The organism is Pseudomonas putida, from assembly GCF_004357765.1.
Classification (GTDB): domain Bacteria; phylum Pseudomonadota; class Gammaproteobacteria; order Pseudomonadales; family Pseudomonadaceae; genus Aquipseudomonas; species Aquipseudomonas putida_U.
In genome coordinates this window covers 57,021-82,437 of record NZ_SMTE01000008.1, presented here as the reverse complement: position 1 = coordinate 82,437, position 25,417 = coordinate 57,021, and the positions used below count along the sequence as shown (strand labels likewise).

At 62.4% G+C, this 25,417-nt stretch carries 20 protein-coding genes and 4 tRNA genes; 16 read left to right on the top strand and 8 right to left on the bottom strand.

Going from position 1 to position 25,417, the window contains the following annotated elements; all coding sequences use genetic code 11:
• Positions 1-75 precede the first annotated feature (75 nt).
• The 4 genes from E2H86_RS13465 to folD all read right to left on the bottom strand — a co-directional run bounded on the left by E2H86_RS13465 (position 76) and on the right by folD (position 7,704).
• Entirely contained in the window at positions 76-4,842 is a 4,767-nt protein-coding gene (locus tag E2H86_RS13465) for a dermonecrotic toxin domain-containing protein (protein WP_243744053.1), read from the bottom strand.
• A gap of 87 nt (positions 4,843-4,929) precedes the next feature.
• Complete coding sequence (locus tag E2H86_RS13460) at positions 4,930-5,415, bottom strand: Lrp/AsnC family transcriptional regulator (protein WP_133328532.1); 486 nt, start codon at positions 5,413-5,415, stop codon at positions 4,930-4,932.
• 81 nt (positions 5,416-5,496) lie between these two features.
• Positions 5,497-6,561 (bottom strand): ornithine cyclodeaminase, encoded by a 1,065-nt coding sequence (locus tag E2H86_RS13455; protein WP_133328529.1) that lies wholly within the window; start codon positions 6,559-6,561, stop codon positions 5,497-5,499.
• A gap of 288 nt (positions 6,562-6,849) precedes the next feature.
• On the bottom strand, positions 6,850-7,704 hold the full coding sequence (gene folD / locus E2H86_RS13450; protein ID WP_133328527.1) for a bifunctional methylenetetrahydrofolate dehydrogenase/methenyltetrahydrofolate cyclohydrolase FolD: 855 nt from the start codon (positions 7,702-7,704) through the stop codon (positions 6,850-6,852).
• Between the two features lie 271 nt (positions 7,705-7,975).
• Between folD and E2H86_RS13445 the strand changes: the two genes are divergently transcribed.
• The 11 genes from E2H86_RS13445 (at position 7,976) to E2H86_RS13395 (ending at position 17,594) form a co-directional block, all read left to right on the top strand.
• Positions 7,976-8,052, top strand: a tRNA-Arg gene (locus E2H86_RS13445).
• Between the two features lie 41 nt (positions 8,053-8,093).
• A tRNA-His gene (locus E2H86_RS13440) sits at positions 8,094-8,169 on the top strand.
• Between the two features lie 54 nt (positions 8,170-8,223).
• Positions 8,224-8,308, top strand: a tRNA-Leu gene (locus tag E2H86_RS13435).
• A 36-nt stretch (positions 8,309-8,344) separates the two neighbouring features.
• Positions 8,345-8,420, top strand: a tRNA-His gene (locus E2H86_RS13430).
• A 160-nt stretch (positions 8,421-8,580) separates the two neighbouring features.
• Positions 8,581-8,880 carry a DUF6388 family protein gene (locus E2H86_RS13425; protein ID WP_133328525.1) on the top strand — a complete coding sequence of 100 codons (300 nt, stop codon included), beginning with the start codon at positions 8,581-8,583 and terminating at the stop codon, positions 8,878-8,880.
• A gap of 246 nt (positions 8,881-9,126) precedes the next feature.
• A complete protein-coding gene (gene tig, locus E2H86_RS13420; protein ID WP_133328523.1) occupies positions 9,127-10,440 on the top strand; it encodes a trigger factor in 1,314 nt (437 codons plus the stop codon).
• A 91-nt stretch (positions 10,441-10,531) separates the two neighbouring features.
• A complete protein-coding gene (gene clpP / locus E2H86_RS13415; RefSeq protein WP_003259400.1) occupies positions 10,532-11,173 on the top strand; it encodes an ATP-dependent Clp endopeptidase proteolytic subunit ClpP in 642 nt (213 codons plus the stop codon).
• Between the two features lie 108 nt (positions 11,174-11,281).
• Positions 11,282-12,565 (top strand): ATP-dependent Clp protease ATP-binding subunit ClpX, encoded by a 1,284-nt coding sequence (clpX, locus tag E2H86_RS13410; RefSeq protein ID WP_133328521.1) that lies wholly within the window; start codon positions 11,282-11,284, stop codon positions 12,563-12,565.
• 154 nt (positions 12,566-12,719) lie between these two features.
• Positions 12,720-15,116 carry an endopeptidase La gene (gene lon / locus E2H86_RS13405; RefSeq protein WP_133328519.1) on the top strand — a complete coding sequence of 799 codons (2,397 nt, stop codon included), beginning with the start codon at positions 12,720-12,722 and terminating at the stop codon, positions 15,114-15,116.
• 152 nt (positions 15,117-15,268) lie between these two features.
• Positions 15,269-15,541: an HU family DNA-binding protein gene (locus E2H86_RS13400; RefSeq protein ID WP_133328517.1), complete on the top strand. Its 273-nt coding sequence runs from the start codon at positions 15,269-15,271 to the stop codon at positions 15,539-15,541.
• A gap of 181 nt (positions 15,542-15,722) precedes the next feature.
• The gene (locus E2H86_RS13395) at positions 15,723-17,594 is read left to right on the top strand and encodes a SurA N-terminal domain-containing protein (RefSeq protein WP_133328515.1); all 1,872 of its coding nucleotides are present in this window, start codon (positions 15,723-15,725) and stop codon (positions 17,592-17,594) included.
• A gap of 127 nt (positions 17,595-17,721) precedes the next feature.
• Here E2H86_RS13395 and E2H86_RS13390 read toward each other — a convergent pair whose 3' ends face one another.
• Entirely contained in the window at positions 17,722-18,762 is a 1,041-nt protein-coding gene (locus E2H86_RS13390) for a patatin-like phospholipase family protein (protein WP_133328513.1), read from the bottom strand.
• Positions 18,763-18,940: 178 nt separating this feature from the next.
• On the opposite strand from E2H86_RS13390, the gene E2H86_RS13385 reads away from it, so the two are divergent.
• Positions 18,941-19,219, top strand: a complete 279-nt coding sequence (locus tag E2H86_RS13385; protein WP_023379639.1) for a hypothetical protein — start codon at positions 18,941-18,943, stop codon at positions 19,217-19,219.
• 14 nt (positions 19,220-19,233) lie between these two features.
• The gene (locus tag E2H86_RS13380; RefSeq protein WP_133328511.1) at positions 19,234-20,013 is read left to right on the top strand and encodes a CHAD domain-containing protein; all 780 of its coding nucleotides are present in this window, start codon (positions 19,234-19,236) and stop codon (positions 20,011-20,013) included.
• 20 nt (positions 20,014-20,033) lie between these two features.
• Here the strand turns inward: E2H86_RS13380 and E2H86_RS13375 are convergent, their stop codons facing one another.
• From E2H86_RS13375 to E2H86_RS13365, 3 genes are all read right to left on the bottom strand, one after another.
• Positions 20,034-20,402, bottom strand: a complete 369-nt coding sequence (locus E2H86_RS13375; protein WP_133328509.1) for an Mpo1-like protein — start codon at positions 20,400-20,402, stop codon at positions 20,034-20,036.
• Positions 20,403-20,477: 75 nt separating this feature from the next.
• Complete coding sequence (locus tag E2H86_RS13370; RefSeq protein ID WP_133328507.1) at positions 20,478-21,956, bottom strand: methyl-accepting chemotaxis protein; 1,479 nt, start codon at positions 21,954-21,956, stop codon at positions 20,478-20,480.
• A 111-nt stretch (positions 21,957-22,067) separates the two neighbouring features.
• Entirely contained in the window at positions 22,068-22,871 is an 804-nt protein-coding gene (locus E2H86_RS13365; RefSeq protein WP_133328505.1) for a TatD family hydrolase, read from the bottom strand.
• A gap of 155 nt (positions 22,872-23,026) precedes the next feature.
• Here E2H86_RS13365 and E2H86_RS13360 point away from each other — a divergent pair, with 155 nt between their 5' ends.
• From E2H86_RS13360 to greB, 3 genes are all read left to right on the top strand, one after another.
• On the top strand, positions 23,027-24,433 hold the full coding sequence (locus tag E2H86_RS13360; RefSeq protein WP_133328503.1) for a transglycosylase SLT domain-containing protein: 1,407 nt from the start codon (positions 23,027-23,029) through the stop codon (positions 24,431-24,433).
• 188 nt (positions 24,434-24,621) lie between these two features.
• Positions 24,622-24,930 (top strand): hypothetical protein, encoded by a 309-nt coding sequence (locus E2H86_RS13355; protein ID WP_133328501.1) that lies wholly within the window; start codon positions 24,622-24,624, stop codon positions 24,928-24,930.
• Between the two features lie 11 nt (positions 24,931-24,941).
• A complete protein-coding gene (gene greB, locus E2H86_RS13350; RefSeq protein ID WP_133328499.1) occupies positions 24,942-25,415 on the top strand; it encodes a transcription elongation factor GreB in 474 nt (157 codons plus the stop codon).
• The last annotated feature ends 2 nt before the right edge of the window (positions 25,416-25,417 follow it).

Below are 25,417 nucleotides of genomic sequence, written 5' to 3'. Positions count from 1 at the left end.
ATGAAATTGCGCCTGGGGCCAGGCCCCGACTCACCGCTTTGCAAGCAGCTTGCCAGGACCATGGCGATGCGCGTTTCAGTCGTCGGTCGGACTGAAGGCCTGGGGGTTGGCCTCGCTCAGGGCAGTGGTCAGTTCATCGATCAAGGCGGTCTGGGCTTGCTGGCGGCTGCTGAGCAGCAAGGCCGAGGCCTGGGCATAGAGGCCGCTGTCGTGACTGAGATCGACCCGTTGCAGTACGCCATCCTGGCGCCAGGTGATCTGGCCGATCTGGGTTTCCAGGCTGTCGATATAGCCCTGGGGTACGCTCGGTCCGGTATAGGGGCCTGGGGCGGTAACGACTTCGTTGAGGGTGTCGAAGTATTCCGAAGCCGCCTCCCACTCCACTTGCAGCGCATCGAATGCCTCCGGACGCAAGCGTTGCAACCAGCGCTGCCAGAAGGCCTGTTCGCCGGCCCACTCGCGCAGGCGTGATGCCGAGGCGGCGCTCCATACCTCCTCGGCGATGGCCTGCAGCGTGCCATCGCTGACCCGCGCCAGATACTCGAAACGCATGCCCTCGGGCTGCGCCGGCAGGCGTAAGCGGTCCTGCAGACGGATGCGTGCATAGAGCGCAATCTCCAGCTCGTCGAGGGGCAGGTTCGTATCGACCAGTTGCTCGTCGCTCAGCGTGTCGTAGCTGACCAATGCCGGCGCGTCCAGGCCTTCGCCGAGGGCGGTGCGACGGGCCCGGCGGGCATTGAACAGCGCGCCGATGCGTTCATCGAGCAACTGCTGACGCAGCAACCCGCTGGCGCTCTCCACGGCCACCTGCTCATTGCCGGCGCCAGGCGCGGCGTGGGCGACCGACTGCCATAACGAGACTTCGGTCTCGACCTGCTGGAACAACAGGCTGGCCTGATCGACACAGGCTTGAGCGGCGTCGTTCAACAGGTCGTTGATCCGCTGCTGCAGTTCGCTGAAGCCCCAACTGGCATCGTCCTGGGAGCCGTCGACCAAGGTTTGCATGACATGGCGCATGCGCTCGTTGGTGGCGCCGGGGCTACGCACATAGGCCTCGGTGTCTGGCAGGCGCTGATAGAGCTCGTGCAAAGGTTGCCACTGCGGGTCGAACCACAACTCGCTCAGGTGGGCGCGTAATGTCGACGGCCAACCGCTGGACCAGTCGGTATCGGCCATATCTCCCCCCACTGGTAAGCCGGCCTCCTCGAGACTGCGTAGCGCGATGTCGGTAAATGGGTTGTCGTCGAAGGCATAGGTGAGCTCCTGATCGTCTTCGCGAATCAGCCAGGCGAACGCGGTATCGCGCAGGTCCGGGGCATCAGTCAGTTCGTTCATGCTCAGGTCTATGGCGCGCAGCCTGAGCGGGGTCTGGTTCATCAACTCGACCAGGCCGTTTGGCCACGCCTGCAGGCCTGTGTGCTCAAGGTCCAACTGTTCGAGCTGCGTCCACCCGGTAAGGTCGGGCGCCAGTTCCAGGGGGTTATGCCGCAACGAGAGCAGTTGCAAGCGGTTGAGGCTGGCCAGTGCGGTGCGGCTGTCTTCGGTCAGGGTGATGGCGTTGCGACCCAGCTCCAGGTGGGTCAGAGCTGGCAAGCGCTCCAAGGCGCGGAAATGTTCCGCTCCCAGGGCTAGGGCGTTGCTGTCGAGTTGCAGGAATCGCAGCGACTGCAAAGTGGCAAGCTGCTCGAACGCAGCCACGGGCAGCGTGGTGATACTGTGACTGAGATTGAGTTGTCGCAGTGCCGGCATGCTGGTCAGGGTCTGACACACAGTTGCCTGGCTGAGGTCGAGCTCGTTGTAGGACAGATCGAGGGTTTCGACCTCCCGCAGTTCGCTCAGTACAGCCGGCAGAGCACTCAGGCCGTTGCTTTCCAGATCCAGGTGGCGCACACCTGGGAAACTACGAAGAAAGCCGTCGAGCAAGGTCGGGGGGCGTGCTGAAAGCCCGCTGATATGTAACTGGCGTACCTGCGGTAGCTGGCTTCGCAGGGTCGGAAGGCTCTGCAATTCGGAAAGGTCGAGCCGGAGGGTGACGAAGTCTATGTCACCGATGTCGCCTTCGGTGCTTTGTCGACGCCAAGCCTGGCGTATTTGCTGGGCCAGGAGGTCGCGCTGGGTGCGTTGCTCGCCGATGCCTTGCTCGACCCAGGCCTGCAGGTCTTCGTCCAAGTGCCGGTAGTCGCTGCGCATGCTCTCGAGCAGGCGCATGAAGGCGCCGGGTCGACGGCCAGCCACGTGGCGCAGGTGCTGGCGTAGCAAGCGCCGGTCACGTTCAGGGGCGCTGGGGAACAACTCGTCGAACAAGGCGTCCTCGGACTGCCAGCCGCGCCCGCGGCCACTGAGGCGATAGCCTAGACCTGGGCTGCCCGGCAGTCGATTGGGCAGACGAACCAAGGGGCGCACAGGGGCCATGCCCAATTGACGAGCGCAGCCTTCGCGATCGTTGACCGCCAGTTGGTAGATGGCCTCGCGCAGGCCGTCGGTGTCACCGATAGGCAAGCCAAGGGCATTGCGCTCGCTGTCTGGCAAGGCGCGCAACAGGGCGTGGAACAGATTGCTCCGATTGGCCAGTACCTGCCCGTAGGCATCGCTGGGTTCATAGCCGTCGAGGCTTCGGCTCACCTGTTTCAGCGTTGCACCTGGGCGGCCTGTGGCCTGAATCAGTCGACCGCCCTCGCGCAGCTCCAGGCGCACGTTACCGGTCCAGCCCGGCAAGCGCTGTAGATTGGCGAATACCAGCGTGTCGCGGTCGGCGTCTGCACCGCCCACCTGGCGCAGGCTGGCCAGGGCACGATTGATGCGAGCGTGGCGCAAGTACAGTCGGGCGCTTTCGGCCATCGGCAATGGCAGGCGTCCGGTGCGTTGCAGTTGGGCGCGCTGGGCTGGCGTGGCATGGGCCAGGATTTCGTTGCGCGCCCTCGGGCTGAGGCCTGGGAAGTCGCGGGCAAGCACAGCCGTGCCTTCGGTTTCTGCAGGCACGACGCGATCGGCGCCGAAGGCTTCGAGGCTGTCCAGCATCAGCGCTGGCAACGGCTTGTGGTCGGTCAACAGCTCGCGCAGGGCCGCGTCATCGTAGCCACTGCAGGCCAACGCATCGGCCAACGTGGCGTCGTCCATGCCGGCGCTCACCGGGCCAAGCCTGCGCCTGAGCGTACTCGCGCTCCAGCTCAATGGTCGTTCGTGCTCCAGCACCCAGCTACCGGCGCCGTTGCCGAACACACTGGGCTGGTAGCGGTGCCCCGGTTGCGGGGCCAGGCGCCAACGGCCTCTGCCGGACGCCTGCAGGGGCAGGGCCTGGCCATCGAGTTCCAGCCAGGGCTGGCCCTGCCAGTGACGCATGCCGGAGGGGGGTAACGGCAGGTCCTGGGGCCATGGCCGTGGCTGGCTGAATGGAGTGAGGTCGCCGTGCCAGAGTCGCTCACTGGCGCCTGTGCCCACGCGCTGCCATCCATGCAGGGGCCCCGCGGTTTCGTAGGCATGTACGGCGCCGCCCAGAATGGCGATCTGGGCCAGACCAGCGAATACCGCGAACAGGTGGGTGATGGCGGCATCGGCTTCATTCTCGTTGGCCGCATGCACCCCTTCGAGAAACTCGTCGACCAACTGTGCGCCACCCACTACCAGCATGACTTCCGCCAGCCCTGGCACGAAGAAACTCGCCACGTTCAGTACATTGAACCCCCACTGCAGCCATCCTTGAAGGCTGGCCTGCAGAGCCGCGGCATCGCGCTGCGCGACCGGCACCACGATATCGGCGGCATCCTCCAGTTGGCGTTCGCGCTGGGTCCTGGCCCGCTCGCCGAAGCACTCGCGGGACCAGGGCGTATGCGCCCAGGGCAGGCGAACGTTTTTGTCCAGGGTGGCTTGCCAGATGGCCCTGGGGCCGGGGAACAGGCGCTTGAACACACTGATGTGTTGGCCTTTCTCCAGTACAGGGATGTCTGACGTCACGTAGGTATAGGGATAGGAGGGATACAGCGTCTCGCGCAGTTTCAATGCGAAAGCCGGCTGCAGGGAGCGTTTCACGTAACGCAGAAAGAATTGTCGTTCGTGGTCTTGCCATAACATTTCAGTGATGGCCTGGCCCACTGCTTTGAGCGAGTCATACTGACGCAGCGGCTGGGTCGGATGCCCGGGCAGGTAGAGCAGGCAGGCTTCAGTGCTTTGTCGGGGCTGCTTGCGAATCAGCAGCGGCCCGCTCATGGGCATGTCGAACAGGCTCAGGTAACTGCATTCCAGTGGCTGCCGGGAGGCGTGCGACAGGCCTGCAAGTACGGCATCGCCGAGCGCGGCACCGTGGTCATCGAGCGCGCCCTTGAGGCGCGCCAGGTACAGTTCGGCAGCGAACGCGGCGCGGTCCTGAGCCTGCAAGGCCTCGAGGAATGCCTGACGGCCAAGATGCTCGTTCAGGTGGTACTGATACGCCTCGCCCAGGTCCAGGTTGCGCAGGGCCTTGATGAAACGCTCGGGGTCCAGGGTCGTCGGGCCTGACGCGTCTTTCGCCAGATAGAGCCTTACCTGCGCTTGCGCCTCGAAGTTCTGCATGCCGGCCTCCAGCCAGGACATGCCGTGCATGCCTGCCACAGGCAATAGCCAGCCTTGCTCGACATCCGGCAATTCACGCTCGGGGAAGGCGTGCGCCAGCGCATCCTCCAAGCGCGTTCGGCAAAACATCGAGGGCGTCTGGATGGGGCGCAGAAGGGCCTGCACATGGCGCATGGCCCGATGGCTGCCGCGCACAAGGCGCTCGAGCGTCTCTCGCTGGGTGGGAGTGGCCGCAGCCAGCCAGGCGGGTAGGCGAGGCTGCATGAAAGCGAAATGGGATGAGGGTGCCGCAGGCATGGGGCTGTTCTCCATGAGGAAAACGCCCAGCCTAGGAAGGTGGGAGGCGCCGGCGGTGCTATTGGACTAGCACCTCTGTTCGAGCGCTCAAAGCCGTGGCGTCAGGCTCTTGACCGTCGCCAGCTCGGGGTGAGCGACCAGTTTGTCGATATGCAGGGCCGCATCGTTCATCCAGCGCTCGCTCAGCACGCGGTAATGCTCCATGTCGCGACAGCGCAGGCGCAGGCTGTAATCGAAATGGCCGCTGATCAGTTGGCATTCGAAGACCTCGCTGCAGGCGTTGATGGTGGCTTCGAAATGCTTTTGCGACGTGCGTCCACTGAGGTTGGAGAGCGCGACCAGCACCAGGACGGATAACCCGGGTGCCACTTTCTGCGGGTCGATGATCGCTGCATAGCCTCGAATCACGCCGTGGCGTTCCAGTTTACGGACCCGCTCCAGGCACGGGCGCGGGGTCAGGTGGACGAGGGTGGAGAGTTTCTCGAAGGTGATGCGGCCTTCGTGGCGCAGCACTTCGATGATGGCCTGATCGATACGGTCCAGTGGGTAGGTGGCCTCAGCCTTGGTGTCCATGCGCGAGCCTCATTGACAGGGAGGGGCATTGAACAGGTTAGGCGGTTCTACGCCCCTCGTCTGCCTGTCGTCGCCTGCGCCTCAGGCTATCGCGCAGCTGAGCCACGGTGGGGTGCCGGTGCTGACCACCCGGGGCTGGAGCAGGGTGTACAGATCCTTTGGATTGGTCAGGCTGGGCACCAATTCGATGTCCTCGCCGATATCCAATGCCTGGGCGACATCCATCACGTAGCGCAGGGCCGAATAATCTTCCAGGGCGAAGCCCACCGAGTCGAACAGGGTAACCTGAGCGCTGTGTTCACGGCCCGCGGCCTGTTCGGCGAGCACTTGCCAGAACTCGGTGACCGGGAAGTCGGCAGGCATCTGCTGGATCTCGCCTTCGATCCGACTCTGGGGTGCGTACTCGACGATCACCCGGGCGCGCTCGACGATATCGCGGTGCAGTTCGGTCTTGCCGGGGCAATCGCCGCCCACGGCGTTCAGGTGCATGCCTGGCTCGATCATCTCCGGCGTCAGGATGGTGGCATAAGCCTTGTCGGCGGTGACGGTGGTGACGATATCGGCGCCCTTGACCGCCTCGGCGACGCTGCCGACAGTGGTCAGCTTGAGTCCGGGCCGACCTGCCAGGTTGGCGACCAGCTTGGCCGAAGCATCAGGGTCGATGTCGTAGAGGCGTACCTCATCGATTCCCACCAAGGTGTTGAAGGCGATCACCTGGAATTCGCTCTGTGAGCCGTTACCGATCAGAGCCATGCAGCGGCTGTCTTCCCGAGCCAGATAGCGTGCCGCCAGGGCTGATGTGGCGGCCGTGCGGATCGCCGTGGTCAGCGTCATTTCGCTGAGCAGCAACGGGGCGCCGGTGGCCACGTCGGCGAGGGCGCCGAAGGCCATCACGGTCGGCAGGCCGTGGCGGGTATTGACCGGGTGGCCGTTGACGTACTTGAAGCTATAGCGGCTGGCGTCAGATACCGGCATCAGCTCGATGACCCCGTCCTGGGAGTGGTTGGCCAGGCGCGCGCATTTCTCGAATGCGTGCCAACGCAGGTAGTCGTGGCGGATGTAGTCCGCCATCTCCACCAGGCAGGTGGCCAGGCCTTTACGGTTGACCAGGCGGGCGAGGTCTTGCACATCGATGAAGCGGGTCATGGGACTCCTCCTTGCGGTGCCACACTCAGGTGGGCTGCCCCATGATTATCCCGCTTCGCTGCTGTCGATCCCGGCTGAACCGGTCCTTGCGGTCAGCTGACTACGTTGTTCGGTCGGGCGCCACAGCCGAATCGGTTGTGGTTGGTTTAGCGGCAGTTTGGAGAGAGCCACCAGGTGCTTGTCTTTGGGGGGAGGCGGCGCTCGATCTCGCAGGCGCCAGATACCTTACGAGAGGCATCAAAAAAAACGGCACCTGCCTGAGGTGCCGTTTTTCACTGCCCGGTACGCCTACTTGTGCAGCTCTTCAGCGGCGTACAGCGTGTTTTCCAGCAGGCAGGCGCGGGTCATCGGGCCGACGCCACCGGGCACCGGGGTGATCCAGCCGGCGCGGGGCAGGGCGGTCTCGTAGACCACGTCACCGACCAGCTTGCCATCGTCCTGGCGGTTGATGCCGACATCGATGACGATGGCACCTTCCTTGATCCACTCACCCTTGACCAGGCCTGGCTTGCCGGCTGCGACCACCACCAGGTCGGCGCGGCCGACATGGCCTGGCAGGTCCTTGGTGAAGCGGTGGCACACGGTGACGGTGCAGCCGGCCAGCAGCAGTTCCATGGCCATGGGGCGGCCAACGATGTTGGAGGCGCCGACGATCACCGCGTTCATGCCATACAGATCCTGGCCGGTGCTTTCCAGCAGGGTCATGATGCCCTTCGGGGTGCATGGGCGCAGCAGCGGGATACGCTGGGCAAGGCGACCGATGTTATAGGGGTGGAAGCCGTCCACGTCCTTGTCCGGGCGGATGCGTTCGAGCAGCAGCGAGGCGTCCAGATGGGCCGGCAGTGGCAGTTGCAGGAGGATGCCGTCCACCGCCGGGTCATCGTTGAGGCGGTCGATGAGCTCGGTCAGGGCCTGTTGCGTGGTTTCGCTGGGCAGGTCGAATGCCTGCGAAATGAAGCCGACCTCTTCGCAGTCCTTGCGCTTGTGCGAGACATAGACTTGGGAGGCGGGGTCGGTACCGACCAGGATCACGGCGAGGCCTGGAGTGCGCAGGCCTTGCTGGCGACGCTCCTCGACACGTTGGGCGATCTGCTGGCGCAGGTTGGCGGCGATCGCCTTGCCATCGATTAGGTGTGCAGTCATAGACGCGTGATTAACCATCGAGAAAGGAACATTGAAGAGGGCGCATTCTCGCACGACATGCGCCGAGGGCAAAGGCGCGTGGTCGGGCAAATCCTCTAACCCCTTCAATAATTTAAATTTTTTTGAGAAAGGTGTTGACGCAGTTTGGCCTCGCCTATAAGATTCGCCGCACTTGTCGGGCACTGCCTAGCACCGGTCGGCGAAGTCGGGCAGAATGAGTGGTTTAGCAGTTAACTGTTAAGTATCTTGTTCGGTTAGGCTGAACGCTTAAGCGCCCGTAGCTCAGCTGGATAGAGCATCCGCCTTCTAAGCGGATGGTCGCAGGTTCGAGTCCTGCCGGGTGCGCCATTAGGCCTCTGGGCAAACAAGTGATGCTGTATCGCGATATGGTGGGCGTAGCTCAGTTGGTAGAGCGCTGGATTGTGATTCCAGTTGTCGTGGGTTCGATTCCCATCGTCCACCCCATATTCTACGAAGGCGCCTCGATAGTTGATCTGGCGCCTTTGTTTTAAGCGTTACGCGGACGTGGTGAAATTGGTAGACACACTGGATTTAGGTTCCAGCGGCGCAAGCTGTAAGAGTTCGAGTCTCTTCGTCCGCACCATGCTTCTGTAAGGTTGTACCGCAGCACCGCACTATGGTGGGCGTAGCTCAGTTGGTAGAGCGCTGGATTGTGATTCCAGTTGTCGTGGGTTCGATTCCCATCGTCCACCCCATATTTCGAAGGCGCCTTGGTCGTGAGACCGGGCGCCTTTTTGTTTTGCTGCCGCCTTTGCTCGGTTTCGCCTTGTAATCCTCTGGTGGCACCCCAATAAAAGCTGTTAGATTTCAGCCGGTTGAAACACCGGCCCAATGGGCTGGCAGAGGAGCGAGCCGATGATTGCAAAAGAAGCCCGCCAGGTCTTGGCGCTGCAGCGCTTCGCCGAAGCCAATCCGCAGCTGCTCGAGGAGATCCGCGAGCTCGATGCCCGTGAGCAGGAGCAGCAGATTCAGTGGGCATTCGAGGATGCTGCCGAGGGGCAGGGCCTGCAGCCCTGGGAGTTGGCACTGCAACTGATCGCCGAGAGCCCTGAGCAACTGCATGCCATGCGCCTGGAGACGCACCGCGAGGTGGCCGAGGCGTTGGGTATGGAGTGGGAAGAGTACTGCCAGTTCAACGAAATCGACCCGCAGTAGGGGCGATTTCGTCGCTTGCAGTTGTTTGACAAGTTATTTCGGTTGCGTGCTCGAGCGAGGGTGCGCGGCCACTGTATATAAAGAAGCCCGTTGCCTTGGTGCACGGGCCTTGCAAAGTTAATCGACCGGCGTGGTTTCCCGTCGTCCCGGGTGGGGTGACTTCTGGTGCGTGACTCACTAGAATGTTCGCCCTTGATTCTGGAGTCGGGCTATCGCCGGCTAACGTCTGTGCAACGAGGAATATCCATGCAAGTTTCTGTTGAAAACACTTCCGCTCTCGAGCGCCGCATGACCATCGCCGTTCCGGCCGAGCGCGTCGAGAACGAAGTCAACAAGCGTCTGCAACAGACTGCCAAGCGTGCCAAGGTCGCGGGCTTCCGCCCAGGCAAGGTGCCGATGAGCGTGATCCGTCAGCGTTTCGAAGCCGACGCCCGCCAAGAAGCCTTCGGTGACCTGGTTCAGGCTTCCTTCTACGAAGCCATCGTCGAGCAGAAGCTGAACCCGGCTGGCGCTCCGGCCGTAGAGCCGAAGTCCTTCGAAAAGGGCAAGGACCTGGAGTTCGTCGCGATCTTCGAAGTCTTCCCTGAGTTCACCGTTGCCGGCCTGGAGTCGATCAGCGTCGAGCGTCTGAGCGCCGAAGTGGCCGACGCCGACCTGGACAACATGCTGGAAGTGCTGCGCAAGCAGAACGTACGTTTCGAGAACGTCGAGCGCGCTGCGCAGAACGACGATCAGGTCAACATCGACTTCGTCGGCAAGATCGACGGTGAAGCCTTCGCCGGTGGTTCGGCCAAGGGCACCCAGCTGGTGCTGGGCTCGGGTCGCATGATCCCTGGCTTCGAAGACGGCCTGGTAGGCGCCAAGGCTGGCGAAGAGCGCGTTGTCAACGTGACCTTCCCAGAGGACTACCAGAACCTGGACCTGGCTGGTAAAGCCGCCGAGTTCACCATCACCGTCAACAGCGTTGCTGCCCCTGAGCTGCCGGAGCTGAACGAAGCCTTCTTCGCCCAGTTCGGCATCAAGGAGTCGACCCTGGAAGGCTTCCGCGCCGAAGTTCGCAAGAACATGGAGCGTGAACTGCGCCAGGCCATCAAGACCAAGGTCAAGAACCAGGTCATGGACGGTCTGCTGGCCGCCAACCCGATCGAAGTGCCGAAGGCCCTGCTGGAAAACGAAGTCAACCGTCTGCGCGTGCAGGCCGTTCAGCAGTTCGGTGGCAACATCAAGCCCGAGCAACTGCCAGCCGAGCTGTTCGAAGAGCAAGCCAAGCGCCGCGTTGTGCTGGGCCTGATCGTCGCCGAAGTGGTCAAGCAGTTCGAACTCAAGCCGGACGACGCCAAGGTCCGCGAGATGATCGAGGAAATGGCTTCCGCCTACCAGGAGCCTGAGCAGGTCATCGCCTGGTACTACAAAAACGACCAGCAGCTGAACGAAGTGCGTTCGGTTGTGCTGGAAGAACAAGTTGTAGATACTGTTCTGCAGAAAGCGACTGTGACCGACAAATCGGTCTCGTACGAAGAAGCCGTAAAACCAGCACAGGCTCCTGCCGAAGCTGAGTAATACGTTTCTCTCGTAGGAAACCCCCACAAGCCAGCCTTCGCGCTGGCTTGTGCGTTATCAAGCCATGACTATTTGGGAGTGAGCGCAGGACATGTCCCGCAATTCTTATATTCAGCAGAGCTCTGACATCCAGGCTGCAGGCGGCCTGGTCCCGATGGTTATCGAGCAGTCCGCCCGTGGCGAACGCGCCTATGACATTTACTCGCGCCTTTTGAAGGAGCGCGTAATCTTCCTGGTGGGTCCCGTAGAGGACTACATGGCCAACCTGGTCGTGGCGCAGCTCTTGTTCCTTGAAGCGGAAAACCCGGACAAGGATATCCATCTGTACATCAACTCCCCTGGTGGCTCGGTCACTGCTGGTATGTCGATCTACGACACCATGCAGTTCATCAAGCCGGACGTGTCGACCATCTGCATCGGCCAAGCCTGCAGCATGGGCGCGTTCCTGCTCGCTGCCGGGGCCAAGGGCAAGCGTCACTGCCTGCCGAACTCGCGCGTGATGATTCACCAGCCGTTGGGCGGTTTCCAGGGGCAGGCTACCGATATCGAGATCCATGCCCAGGAAATCCTCAATATCAAGGCACGCCTGAACGAGCTGCTGGCCTACCACACTGGCCAGGACCTCGAGACCATCAAGCGCGACACCGAACGTGACAACTTCATGAGCGCCTCGCGCGCGGCCGAGTACGGCCTGATCGACTCGGTCTACGACAAGCGGCAACTGGCCTCCTGAACCCAGGCGCCAGAGCAGGTAGGCGTCGAAAGCGCCTACCTGCGGACTTGAAAAAGCCCGCAATTGCCTTCATCTTGTGTTGCAAGCCTACCGGATTGGATCGATCGAATGACTGACACCCGTAACGGCGAGGACAGCGGCAAATTGCTCTATTGCTCCTTCTGCGGCAAAAGCCAGCACGAAGTGCGCAAATTGATTGCCGGGCCCTCGGTATTTATCTGCGACGAGTGCGTCGACCTGTGCAATGACATCATCCGCGAGGAGGTGCAGGAAGCCCAGGCCGAGAGCAACGCGCACAAATTACCTTCGCCGAAAGAAATCAGCGGCATCCTTGACCAGTACGTCATTGGTCAGGAGCGTGCCAAGAAGGTGCTGTCCGTAGCGGTGTACAACCACTACAAGCGCCTGAACCAGCGTGACAAGAAGGGTGACGAAGTCGAACTCGGCAAGAGCAACATCCTGCTCATCGGGCCGACCGGCTCGGGCAAGACCCTGCTCGCCGAAACCCTTGCACGCCTGTTGAACGTACCGTTCACCATCGCCGATGCCACCACCCTGACCGAAGCCGGTTACGTGGGTGAGGACGTCGAGAACATCATTCAGAAGCTGCTGCAGAAGTGCGACTACGATGTGGAAAAGGCCCAGATGGGCATCGTCTACATCGACGAGATCGACAAGATCTCGCGCAAGTCGGACAACCCGTCCATCACCCGCGATGTCTCGGGCGAAGGCGTGCAGCAGGCGTTGCTGAAGCTGATCGAAGGCACCGTGGCCTCCGTTCCGCCGCAAGGGGGGCGCAAGCACCCACAACAGGAATTCCTGCAGGTCGATACCCGCAACATCCTGTTCATTTGCGGTGGCGCGTTCTCGGGCCTGGAAAAGGTCATCCAGAACCGCTCCACCAAGGGTGGCATCGGTTTTGGCGCCGAAGTGCGCAGCAAGGAAGAGGGCAAGAAGGTCGGGGAATCCCTGCGTGAGGTCGAGCCGGACGATCTGGTCAAATTCGGCCTGATCCCTGAGTTCGTGGGCCGTCTCCCGGTCTTGGCGACCCTCGACGAGCTGGATGAGGCTGCTCTGATGCAGATCCTCACCGAGCCGAAGAACGCCCTCACCAAGCAGTATGCCAAGCTGTTCGAGATGGAGAGCGTCGACCTCGAGTTCCGCAGCGATGCACTCAAGGCCGTTGCGCGCAAGGCCCTGGAGCGCAAGACTGGCGCCCGTGGCCTGCGTTCGATCCTCGAAGGCGTGCTGCTCGACACCATGTATGAGATTCCTTCGCAGAAGGAAGTCAGCAAGGTGGTGATCGACGAGAGTGTCATCGATGGCACGTCGCAGCCGCTGTTGATCTATGAAAACAGCGAGCCGCAAGCCAAGGCTGCTCCCGACGCCTGAGTCGGAGCTGTGGTGGCGAGCAAACAAGGGGCCTGCGGGCCCCTTTTTGCTTTTCCTGCACTAGCGCTTGTAATTTCCCAGGCATGCCCCCACATTAGCTCCAAGCAACATTTCCAACGGTTTCCGGCCACAAGGCCGCTGTAGAGGCGAAATCATGAAGACCACCCTCGACTTGCCTCTTTTGCCATTGCGTGACGTCGTCGTCTATCCGCATATGGTCATCCCGCTGTTCGTGGGGCGTGAAAAGTCCATCGAAGCCCTCGAGGCAGCGATGACGGGCGAGAAGCAGATTCTCCTGCTGGCCCAGAAGAACCCAGCCGACGACGATCCGGGCGAAGACGCCCTGTATCGGGTCGGCACCGTCGCCACCGTGCTGCAACTGCTCAAGCTGCCCGATGGTACCGTCAAGGTACTGGTCGAAGGCGAGCAGCGCGGCGCGGTCGAGCGCTTCAACGAAGTGGACGGGCACATCCGTGCCGAAGTCTCCCTGATCGATGAAACCGACGCCGCCGAGCGCGAGTCGGAAGTCTTCGTGCGCACCTTGCTGTCCCAGTTCGAGCAGTACGTTCAGCTGGGCAAGAAAGTGCCGGCTGAAGTCCTGTCGTCGCTCAACAGCATCGAAGAACCTGGCCGCCTGGTCGATACCATGGCCGCGCACATGGCCCTGAAGATCGAGCAGAAGCAGGAAATCCTCGAAATCGTCGACCTGGCCGCGCGTGTCGAGCACGTGCTGGCGCTGCTGGATGCTGAAATCGATCTGCTGCAGGTCGAGAAGCGCATCCGCGGCCGAGTCAAGAAACAGATGGAGCGCAGCCAGCGCGAGTACTACCTGAATGAGCAGATGAAGGCCATTCAGAAAGAGCTCGGCGATGGCGATGAAGGCCACAACGAAGTCGAGGAGCTGAAAAAGCGTATCGACGCCGCGGGGCTGCCCAAGGACGCCCTGGCCAAGGCTCAGGCTGAGCTGAACAAGCTCAAGCAGATGTCGCCGATGTCGGCCGAAGCCACCGTGGTCCGTACTTACCTGGATTGGCTCGTGCAAGTGCCTTGGAAGGCTCAAAGCAAGGTGCGCCTGGACCTGACCAAGGCCGAGGAAATCCTCGATGCCGATCACTATGGTCTGGAAGAGGTCAAGGAGCGGATCCTCGAGTACCTCGCCGTGCAGAAGCGCGTGAAGAAAATTCGTGGTCCGGTGCTGTGCCTGGTCGGCCCGCCTGGCGTGGGCAAGACCTCGCTGGCCGAATCGATCGCCGCGGCGACCAACCGCAAGTTCGTGCGCATGGCCCTCGGTGGCGTGCGTGACGAGGCCGAGATCCGTGGCCATCGTCGCACCTACATCGGCTCGATGCCGGGTCGGTTGATCCAGAAAATGACCAAGGTGGGTGTACGCAACCCGCTGTTCCTGCTCGACGAGATCGACAAGATGGGCAGCGACATGCGTGGCGATCCGGCCTCGGCCTTGCTGGAGGTGCTCGATCCCGAGCAGAACCACAATTTCAACGACCACTACCTGGAAGTCGACTACGACCTCTCGGATGTGATGTTCCTGTGTACCTCGAACTCGATGAACATTCCGCCGGCGCTGCTGGACCGGATGGAAATCATCCGCCTGCCGGGCTACACCGAGGACGAGAAGATCAACATCGCGGTCAAATACCTGACGCCCAAGCAGGTCAAGGCCAACGGCTTGAAGAAGGAAGAGCTCGAGATCGACGTCTCGGCCATCCGCGACATCATTCGTTACTACACCCGCGAAGCCGGGGTGCGGGGCCTCGAGCGCCAGATCGCCAAGGTCTGCCGCAAGGTGGTCAAAGAGCACACCGGGCAGAAACAGGTACGGGTCAAGGTCACCAGCGAGCAGCTCGAGCACCTGTTGGGTGTGCGCAAGTTCCGCTATGGTCTGGCCGAGCAACAGGACCAGATCGGCCAGGTGACCGGCCTGGCCTGGACCCAGGTAGGCGGCGAACTGCTGACCATCGAGGCCGTGGTGATTCCCGGCAAGGGGCAACTGATCAAGACCGGCTCGCTCGGCGACGTCATGGTCGAATCGATCACCGCCGCGCAGACCGTGGTCCGCAGCCGAGCCCGCAGCCTGGGTATCGCTGCCGATTTCCACGAGAAACACGACGTGCATATCCATATGCCCGAAGGCGCCACGCCCAAGGATGGCCCGAGTGCCGGTATCGGCATGTGCACCGCGTTGGTGTCGGCGCTGACCCAGATTCCTGTGCGTGCCGATGTGGCCATGACCGGTGAAATCACCCTGCGGGGGCAGGTATTGGCCATTGGTGGCCTGAAAGAAAAACTGCTGGCCGCGCACCGGGGTGGTATCAAGACGGTGATCATTCCGGAGGAAAATGTTCGCGATTTGAAGGAAATTCCTGAAAATATCAAACAGGATCTGCAAATCAAACCGGTTAAATGGATTGACGAAGTCCTGCAAATTGCGCTGCAATACGCCCCGGAGCCCTTGCCAGATGTGGCTCCCGAGATTGTCGCGAAAGATGAAAAGCGCGACGGCGATGCTAAGGAAAGAATCAGCACGCACTAGTAGTTTTTGGCTGGGGGGCTTTCCTTGACAGTTTTTTCGGGGCCTTGCTATAAAGCGGCACGCTATTGTCAGTAAGCCACTCAGCGCACGTTTCATAAGCTTTTCATTACATACTTAGAAACAAACTCAATAGAGATATAAGGGGACTTAGAGTGAACAAGTCGGAACTGATTGACGCTATCGCCGCATCTGCAGACATCCCGAAAGCTGTAGCCGGCCGTGCGCTGGATGCAGTCATCGAATCCGTCACCGGCGCCCTGAAAGCAGGCGACGACGTGGTATTGGTTGGCTTCGGTACCTTCACGGTCAAAGAGCGCGCCGAGCGCACCGGCCGCAACCCACAAACCGGCAAGGCCATCAAGATCGCCGCTGCCAAGGTTCCAGGCTTCAAGGCTGACAAAGGCCTGAAAGACGCCGTCAACTAAGTCGTCTTTCAGCCGGACCCGGCCTGGCCAGGTCCGAGCACGGTGACGGCGGGACGCAAACGTTCCCGCCCGAAACGTTTGCTAAGAAAAGGCGCATCCTCGGATGCGCCTTTCTTTTATCAGGATTCTACCCACGCTCCGCGGTTGTCGACGCAGTGGTACAGCCGTTTCTGGGGGACGCATGCTGCAAAATATCAGGGACAATTCACAAGGTTGGATTGCCAAGACCATCATCGGCCTTATCGTCATGCTGATGGCATTGACCGGTTTCGAGGCCATTTTCCAGGCTGCCACCCATAGCCAGGACGCCGCCAAGGTGAACGGCGAGACCATCAGCCAGAGCGAGCTGAGCCAGGCGGCTGAGATGCAGCGCCGCCAGCTCATGCAACAGCTGGGCAAGGATTTCGACCCGGCCTTGCTGGACGAGAAAATGCTGCGCGAAGCAGCGCTCAAGGGGCTGATCGACCGCAAGCTGCTGCTGCAGGGCGCTGCCGATGCCAAGTTCGCCTTCTCCGAGGCCGCGCTGGATCAGGTGATCCTGCAGACGCCGGAGTTCCAGGTGGATGGCAAGTTCAGTGCCGACCGTTTTGACCAGGTCATTCGCCAGATGGGCTACAGCCGCATGCAATTCCGCGCCATGCTGGCCGAAGAGATGCTCATCGGCCAACTGCGCACCGGCATCGCCGGCAGCAGCTTCGTTACCGACCAGCAGGTGGACGCCTTCGCCCGCCTGGAAAAACAGACCCGTGATTTCGCTTCCCTGACCTTCAAGGCCAACCCGGCCGCGATCAAGATCAGCGATGAGGAGATCAAGGCGCACTACGACCAGCACGCCAAGGAATTCATGAGCCCCGACCAGGTCGTCATCGACTACGTCGAGCTCAAGAAATCGGCGTTCTTCGATCAGGTCAAGGTCAGCGACGACGAGCTCAAGGCGCAGTACGAGAAGGAAATCGCCAACCTTGCCGAGCAGCGCCACGCCGCGCACATCCTCATCGAGGTCAACGACAAGGTCAGCGATGCCCAGGCCAAGGCTCGCATCGAGGAAATCCAGCAACGTCTGGCCAAAGGCGAGGATTTCGCCGCGCTGGCCAAGGAGTTCTCCCAGGACCCGGGTTCGGCCAGCAGCGGTGGTGATCTCGGCTTCGCTGGCCCGGGCGTGTATGACCCGGCCTTCGAGACCGCACTGTACAAGCTCGACAAGGGCCAGGTATCGGCACCGGTCCGGACTGAGTACGGCTATCACCTGATCAAGTTGCTGGGTGTCGAGGCGCCCGAGGTGCCGAGCTTCGCCAGCCTGAAGGACAAACTGATCCGCGACCTGAAGACACCTCTGGTCGAACAGCGCTACGTGGACGCCAGCAAGCAGCTTCAGGATGCCGCCTACGAGGCTTCCGACCTGGCCCAGCCAGCCCAGGACCTGAACCTCAAGGTGCAGACCTCGGCACCGTTTGGCCGTGAAGGTGGCGACGGCATCACTGCCAACCGTCAGGTGGTGCAGGCCGCGTTCTCCGAGGAGGTCCTCGAGGAGGGCGCCAACAGCACTGCCATCGAGCTGGACCCGGAAACCACCGTGGTACTGCGGGTCAAGGAACACCGTAAGCCAGAGCAGCTGCCGCTGGAAGCCGTGGCCGGCAACATCGCCGATCACCTGGCCAAGGAAAAGGCCACCGCCGAGCTCAAGGCCAAGGCCGACAAGCTGATCGCCGGCCTGCGGGACGGCTCCATCGCCGGTGCCGAGGCCTATGAAGGCCAGGTCTGGAAGCAAGCCGAAGCGGTCACCCGTGCCCAGGACGGTATCGACCCGGCCGAGCTGCAGGCGCTGTTCCGCCTGCCCAAGCCGCAGGCCAAGGACAAACCTGTCTACGGCAGCGTGGTCCTGGCCGACGGTAGCCTGGTGGTGCTGCAGCTCAAGGGCGTCAACGATGGCGCTGCGGCCACCGACGAGGAGAAGCAGCAGATCCGCCGCTACCTCGCTTCGCGTGCCGGCCAGCAGGACTTCGCTGCGTATCGCAAGCAGCTCGAAGGCAGCGCGGATATCACGCGTTACTGAGTGCTGGATGCATGACCAAACAGGCCGCTATATGCGGCCTGTTTTTTTGGGCTCGGCGGGAGGATGTTGCGCCTATGCGATCGAGCGCCGCACACAACACTCAACACAAGCACTCCCAGGCAACGCCTTAGCGCTTCTGCCCTTCGTAGTTGTCCAACGTATCGCGTGCGATTTCCCGCCCCAGCGCGATCAGCTCCGGTGCCTTGTAGAACTCGAAGAACCGGCATACCCGTTTCGGCACGTTGATCAGCACGTCCGGTGGGTATCCGGCGATCTTGTACTGGGCCAGCGACGTCTGCATCACTTCGAAGCTCTGGTTGATCAGGTCCAGTAGCGATGCGGGTCCGACGTTGTCGATGATGAACGAGCCCGTCGCCGATTTCGGTGCGCCACTGTGCTCCGGCGCTGCCGCCGGTTGCTGGGCCTCGGGGTCGGCTTCGTCGGTCAGCCAGGGGCTTGGCGGGGCCAGCCCCTCGCTGACGATTTCCTGTTCGATGCGGATGAGTTCCTCGGCAGGCTTGCGGCGAAACGGCAGGCGCGAACCGAGCGAGCTGATCAGTGCATCGAAGCGCATCTTGAACGCTGCCGGGCGTTCGATCACTGGCAACTGATATTGCTTCTGGTTGGTCGAGTTGAGGTTGACTGCGATGATCAGGTCGCTATGGCTGGACACCACTGGCACGATCGGCAGCGGATTGAGAATGCCACCGTCGACCAGCATGCGGTTACCTTGCATCACCGGGGTGAACAAGCTGGGAATCGCCGCCGAGGCGCGCATGGCCTGGTGCAGGCAGCCTTCCTGGAACCAGATTTCCTGTTGGTTGGTGAGGTCGGTCGCCACGGCCGTGTAGGGAATGCGCAATTGCTCGATATTGATCTCGCCAACGATCTTGCGAATCTGCCCGAATACCTTGTCGCCGCGAATGGCGCCAAGGCGAAAGCTGACATCGACCAGGCGCAATACGTCCAGATAGTCGAGACTCTCGATCCAGCTGCGGTAGTCTTCGAGCTTGCCGGCGGCGTAGATGCCGCCAATGACCGCGCCCATGGAGCAGCCGGCGACGCAGGCAATCTCGTAGCCGCGCCGCTCGATTTCCTCGATCACCCCGATGTGGGCATACCCTCGGGCGCCCCCCGAACCCAGTACCAGCGCCACGCGTTTGCTCATCGTTTTTCCCCCACCTGTGCAACCATGGTCCCACAATGCACCTTCGCGCGGTGTGCTTCAATGCGCGCCGGGCTGAGCTACCCTAAGCAAAGCATGCCCGGCAGCACCTGCCCAGCACGGCACTTTTCGTCTGCCTGGGCGTCGAACAGCCATTCTTTTTCCCTTTGAGGTAACACCGATGAAAGCCTGGATCTGCCTTCCTCTGATTGCTCTGGCGCTGGCTGGCTGCGCCGGCAAGACGGCCTACCGTGACAGCTGTGCGACCCAGCTGGATGCCGCCTGGAAAGAGCTCGACCTGGCCAAAGCCGAGGGCTTCGCCGGTACCGTCAGTTATTCCAAGGCGTTGTCGCTGCTCACCGGTGCCAAGACCCAGCAGCAGTTCGAAGGGTTCGAGGGTTGCACCAGGAAGGCCGAGAAGGCGCGTTTCTACATTCGTGAGTCGCGTGCCGGTCGCTGACCAAGGAGCTTTCCATGGCTGCCATGCTCGATCATGTGGTTGCCCAGGTACTGACCCTGCAGGTGCGCCTGCTGGCCTGCAGAGAACGCCTAGCCGCCGATACCGACAGCGAGGCGCTGCATGACCTGCGCACCAACGTACGGCGCCTGCGCAGCCTGTTACGCCCCTTGCGTGGGCTGCCAGGAGTGGAGCAGCTGGAGGGGGCGTGCAAGTCGCTGGGAGCGCTGACCACGCCGCTGCGCGACCGCGAGGTATTGGCAGCCGAGCTGTTGCGTCGGGGTCAAGTGGAGGCGGGGCGGCGGCGTCTGGCTGGACGTGCGCAGACCTTCGCCAGGGTCGCGGGCAGCGCGGAACTGACCCGGGTGCTGGCGATTCTCGATGCGTTTCCTCTGTTCCTGCGCGCGGCGGGTCGCGAAGGTCTGACGCCGAAGTTGGCTCAGCGCATCGACAGACGCCTGGTCAAGCAATGGCACAAGCTGCACGATGCCCTGCGCGACCCTGCCCATGACAGACACCGCCTACGGTTGCTGATCAAGCGCGCCCGCTACGGTGACGAGGCTTATCCGCAATTGGGACATGCAGGCGAGAACCTGCAGAAGTTGTTGAAGCGTGCTCAAGGCGATCTAGGGGACTGGCATGACCGCCTGCAATGGCTGCTTCAGGGACGCGATCAAGCCGACCTGGAGCCGTGCCTGGAGCAATGGGAGCGCGAGCTGCACGAGGCCGAACAGACGGCCGATACGACCTTGGAAGCCTTGCTCAAGGCATTGCGGCGGGTCAAGGCGGGCAAGTAGTTCCGCCGCTGGGCAGCGTATCAGTAGCGATGCTTGTGCCGTTCACGCCAGGCTCGCCACCAGGCGCCACTGAGCACGAAGCGCGGAAAGGTGATGAACTGCTCGGTCAGCAAGCGTTTCACGGCATCCTTGCGGTCGGCAAAGGGTTCGGGTTGCTCGGTCTCCAGGCGATGGCCCTGGCGTTGCATGCCCAGGCCCGCGAGGAGGACGATGATACCGACGGCGATCTGTCCGAGGTCCAGGCCGAACAGTCCCGAGAGCACCAGCAATGCACCGAGGATGAACAGCGGCACGGCGATCAGGTGCAGCACCAGGTTGGTCGGGTGACGGTGGTTGTGGTGGTATCCGCGCCATTGCCAGGCGTGGAGATTGGGCAGTCGCTTGCTCATGGGCATTTCCTCCAGATCATGCCCCAAGCTTAGTGCGGCCCCCGGACGGGGGCCAATCGAGGCTGGCTATGGTGGTTATAGCTTGAGCTGGCCGATGACCTTGTTCAGCTCGCCGGCCAGGGTCGCCAATTCGTCGCTGGTGGTGGCCGAGCCGACAGTCTGTTGCACGGTCTGTTCGGTGACATCACGGATGCTGACCACGGCACGGTTCATTTCTTCGGCGACCTGGCTCTGTTGCTGGGCGGCCACGGCGATCTGCGTGTTGCTTTCGCGCATCTGTGCCACCGCACCGGTGATCTGCGCCAGGGCTTCGCCTGCCTCGCGTGCTTCGCGCACACAATCGTCAGCCTTGTACGAACTCTCCTGCATGAACTCTACGGCGTCACGGGTGCCCGCCTGCAGGTCGGCAACCATGCGGGTGATTTCGTCGGTGGAGGTCTGCACGCGCTTGGCCAGGCTGCGCACTTCATCGGCGACCACCGCGAAACCCCGTCCCAGGTCGCCGGCACGGGCGGCCTCGATAGCGGCGTTGAGAGCGAGCAGGTTGGTTTGTTCGGCGATGCTATGGATCACCCCGACCACACCGTTGATCTTCTGACTGTCCTCGGCCAGCTGATTGATCATCTGTGCGGTCTGCTGCACCCCGCTGGATAGTCCGGCGATGGAAGTTTGCACGCGGCTGACCACATGCTGACCATCGCCGGCCAGGGTGTCGGCGGCCTGGGAGAGATCGCGGGTGGCCCCAGCATGCTGGGCGATGTGGTGTACGGTGGCCGACATCTGGTTGATCGCCGTGGCCGCTTGGTCGGTTTCGCTTTGTTGGCCGAGCATGCCGTGACGCACTTCGCTCATGCTCGCCGCCAGGCGCGCCGCGCCGGCGTCGAGTTGCGCGGCCGTGCGGGCGACAGTGCCGACTACCCGATGGTAGGTCGCCTGCATGGCGTTGAAGGCGCCCGCCATCTGGCCGACCTCATCGCCACAGGCCAGCGGTACGCGGGCGGACAGGTCGCCGGTCTTCTCGACGTGCAGCATCACGTCCTTGAGGGTGTTGAGCTGGCTGAGCAGAAAGCGGATGAGCAACTGCGATGCGCCGAGCATCGCCAACATCAGCACCAGTACGCACAGCGCATAGTTGCCGAACCGGTCGAAGAACACCTGGCGCAGGCTGGGCGCGTGGGCCAGCACGGCGACCTGCTGCGGGCCATGTTGCAGCACCTGGGCGCCGTACAGCGGCTGCTTGCCCACCACCCAGGCCGCAGGCAGCTCGACCCAGCCTTGGGCGTTGCGCAAGGCTGGCAGTGGCTCGCCGCCCAGGGTAGGCGTCTGTCCGGCTTGCCAGGTGATCACGTCGGCCTGGCTCGGCAGCGGCTGCCCAGCCGGCCAGGCCGCCAGTAACTGCGCCTGGACCTCGGCCTGGGTACGTGCGGCATCGATGCGGGCACGTTGCTCGAGGTGCACGGCATAGAGCACCAGAAGCAGGGTCGTGACGAAGGCCACCGCGTTGACGGCCCAGAATTTGTACTTCAGGGAAACATTGCTAAGCCAGGCACCCATGGGTAGGTCTTCTCTGAGTTGAGCGGAAACATTGTTGGCAAGGTGCCATCATTGTGCCCGCGCCCGTCAGAGAGGCCTTGATATGAGTCAACAAACCATGGCCAGGCAGTGTCAGCCTTGGCTCAATTGGAAGAATGCCTCGGCCGTGGCGGTTGTGTGGGCGGCGGTCTGCTCCAGGCTTTCTCCACGGTGCAATGCCACCTCGCGCAGGACCTCGGGGAGAAACGCCGGCTCGTTGCGACCGTTCTTCGGTTTGGGCCGCAGGCTGCGCGGCAGCAGGTAGGGCGCATCGCTCTCCAGCATCAGGCGGCCGGTCGGGATGTTGCCCACCAGGGGGTGCAGGTGTGTGCCGCGGCGTTCGTCGCAGATCCAGCCGGTGATGCCGATGTGCAGATCGAGATCGAGGTAGGCGAACAACGCCGCTCGCTCGCCGGTGAAACAATGCACGACCGCCGCTGGCAGATGGTCGCGCAGATTCTTGAGAATCCCCAGCAGTCGCTCGCTGGCATCGCGCTCGTGCAGGAACACCGGCAGTTGCAACTCGGCGGCCAGTGCCAGTTGTGCCTCCAGGGCCTTTTCCTGGAGCGGGCGAGGGGAGAAGTCGCGATTGAAGTCCAGCCCGCATTCGCCGACCGCCACCACCCGCTGCTCGGCCAGCAACTGACGCAGTTGGCGTTCGCTGTCGCTGGTCCATGACTTGGCGTCATGGGGGTGCACGCCGGCGGTGGCGAACAGGTGCTGGCCCGGTGCGTCGAGTTCGTGGCACAGCGCCAGTGCCTGTTCGCTGACCTCAAGGCTGGTGCCGGTCAGCACCATGCGCGACACGCCGGCTTCGACGGCGCGTTCGACGATGGCGGCTTGCTGGCCGTGGAAGCTGCTGTTGGTCAGGTTGACGCCGATATCGATCAGTTGCATGGTGCTACCTCGTGCCGCGGGGCGGCCAGCATAGCAAAAAACGCGATTTTCGGGAAAAAGCCAAGAACTTCAGGCGGTTGCCGCGGTCTTTTAGCCTCATTTCTCAGGGTATGGCCGCGCCTTCCTGGCGCCGCCCACCACCTCGGATACGTTTCATGCTGCGACCTTTGCTCACCCTGCTGCTGATGTTCGCACTGCTTGGCGCAGGTCCGGCCCTGGCAGGGCTGGCCGGTCCGCAGCCGCATGCACCGGCGACCCAGGTGCGCGACCTCGAGCAGATCCGCAGCAGCAAGGTGCTTCGGGTGTTGGTCAACCAGAGCCGTAACAGCTCGGGGGAGGTCAAGGGTGAGCCGGTGGGTATCGAGTACTACCGTTTGCGCAGTTTCGAGCACTACCTCAATGCCCGGCTGGAGGACGGTCAACGGATCGAGCTCAAGATCATCCCCCGGGCCAAAGAGCAACTGCTGGGCGCCCTGCAGCGTGGCGAAGGCGACCTGGCCGCGCCGGGCGAACTGCTCGATCCGAGCGTGGTGGGACACGTTGGCGAAAGCGCTCCGGTCCGCGATCAGGTTGCATTGATTCTGGTCGGGCGCAAGGGCGAGCGGCGTTTCAGCCGCCCTGAGCAGTTGTCCGGGCGCACCGTGGCATTGACTTCGGCCAGCGCCGCGGGCGCGGCGATTGCCCAGATCAACCAGCGTTTGGCCCTGCGCAAGCGTCCGCCGATCAAGATCGAGTGGGTCGATTCAACGCTGGCGGTCGAAGATGTGCTGGAAATGGTCCAGGCCGGCATCTACCCACTGACCGTGGTCGAACAGCCGATCGCCCAGCGTTGGGCCCGGGTGATGCCACGGCTGCGTTTGGACACTCGGGTGCAGTTGGGCAAGCCTCAGCCCATGCGCTGGTACGTGCGCAAGGACGCCACACTGCTGCTCGGTGCGGTCGACCGCTTCCTCCAGGGCTACCGTGCACCGGGCAACCAGGACGCTGCCTTCGAGCGCATCTACCGGCGCCAGTACCGGGTGCACAACCCCTTGGCGCGCAAGGATCGCCAGCGTCTGGCATCGTTACGCCCGGTGTTGCAGAAACATGGCCAGGCACAGCAGATCGACTGGCTCAATCTGGCAGCGTTGGCGTTCAAGGAATCGACGCTCAACCCGGCTGCGCGGGGCACGGGCGGGGCCCATGGCCTGATGCAGATCACGCCTGCGGCGGCGCAGCGCGTTGGCGTCAGCAACACTGCGACGGTCGATGGCAATGTCCAGGCCAGTGCCCGTTACCTGGCCTTGATCCGTCGCATGTTCTTCGCCAGTCCCAAGATCAACGAGCGCGAGCGCATGGCGTTCACCCTGGCGGCTTACAACCTCGGTCCGGAGCGGGTTCAGGCCATGCGCGCTGAGGCCCGCCGGCGCGGACTGAACGGCAACCAGTGGTTCTTCCAGACCGAGCGCATCGCCATGGAGCAGGTGGGCATGGGCCCGGTGAATTTCGTCAACAGCGTCAACAAGTACTTCCTGGCTTTCAATCGCCAGCGCTCGCAGCTGGAACGGGTGGTGCGGCGCTAGGCACGATGAAGGTGGGCTTGCGGCCGGTGACGCTAGGCTCTAGGATACTGCCTGCGCCGATTTAAACAGCTACTTGCGGGGCGCGGGACACGCCCCATCGATGCGCGTCCGAAATACCGCTAAAGCGCTGGTTCGGTGATGCCTCCCACCGCAGCCCAGCGGGTTTTGCGAGGCGTAGAGAATCCACCATGAGTTGTCCACGTACCAGTGTCTGCTTGACCCCCCTGCCTGCCAGCCAGGCTTCCCGCACCCCGCGCATTCTGCTCGGCGGCCAGCATCAACCCACGCTGTTGCGCCACCTTGAAGGCCTTTCCCGGCGCAAGGGCCAGGCCCGGGCGTTTCTGATCCAGTTCATCGACGGCGTGGCCCCGCTCGAACAATACGCCAGCGATCGCTTCGACCTGGCGGTGATCCAGGCTCCCCTGGCCTGCGATGCGGCCCAGGTCATCGGCCAGCTGACCCGCATCGCTCGTCAGGGCCTGATCACCCGCCGTTGAGGAGAGCGCCGTTGAGCACCAACATCATCACCACCGAAGGTCATGAAGCCCTGAAAAAAGAGCTGGACCATCTGTGGCGGGTGTACCGTCCTGAGATCACCCAAAAGGTCGCCTGGGCGGCTTCGTTGGGGGATCGTAGCGAGAATGCCGACTACCAGTACAACAAGAAGCTGCTGCGCGAGATCGACCGTCGCGTCCGTTACCTGCGTAAACGCCTCGAGGATGTGAAGGTGGTGGCCTATTCGCCGCAACAGGAAGGCAGGGTGTTCTTCGGCGCTTGGGTCGAGATCGAGAACGACGACGGCGAGCGTATGAAGTTTCGCATCGTCGGTTATGACGAGATCTATGGCCGCAATGACTATATTTCGATCGACTCGCCCATGGCCCGCGCCCTGCTCAAAAAGGAGGAGGGCGACGAGGTGGTGGTGCATACGCCGACCGGCGAGGCTGTCTGGTACGTCGACAGCATTGCCTACGGCCAATGAAG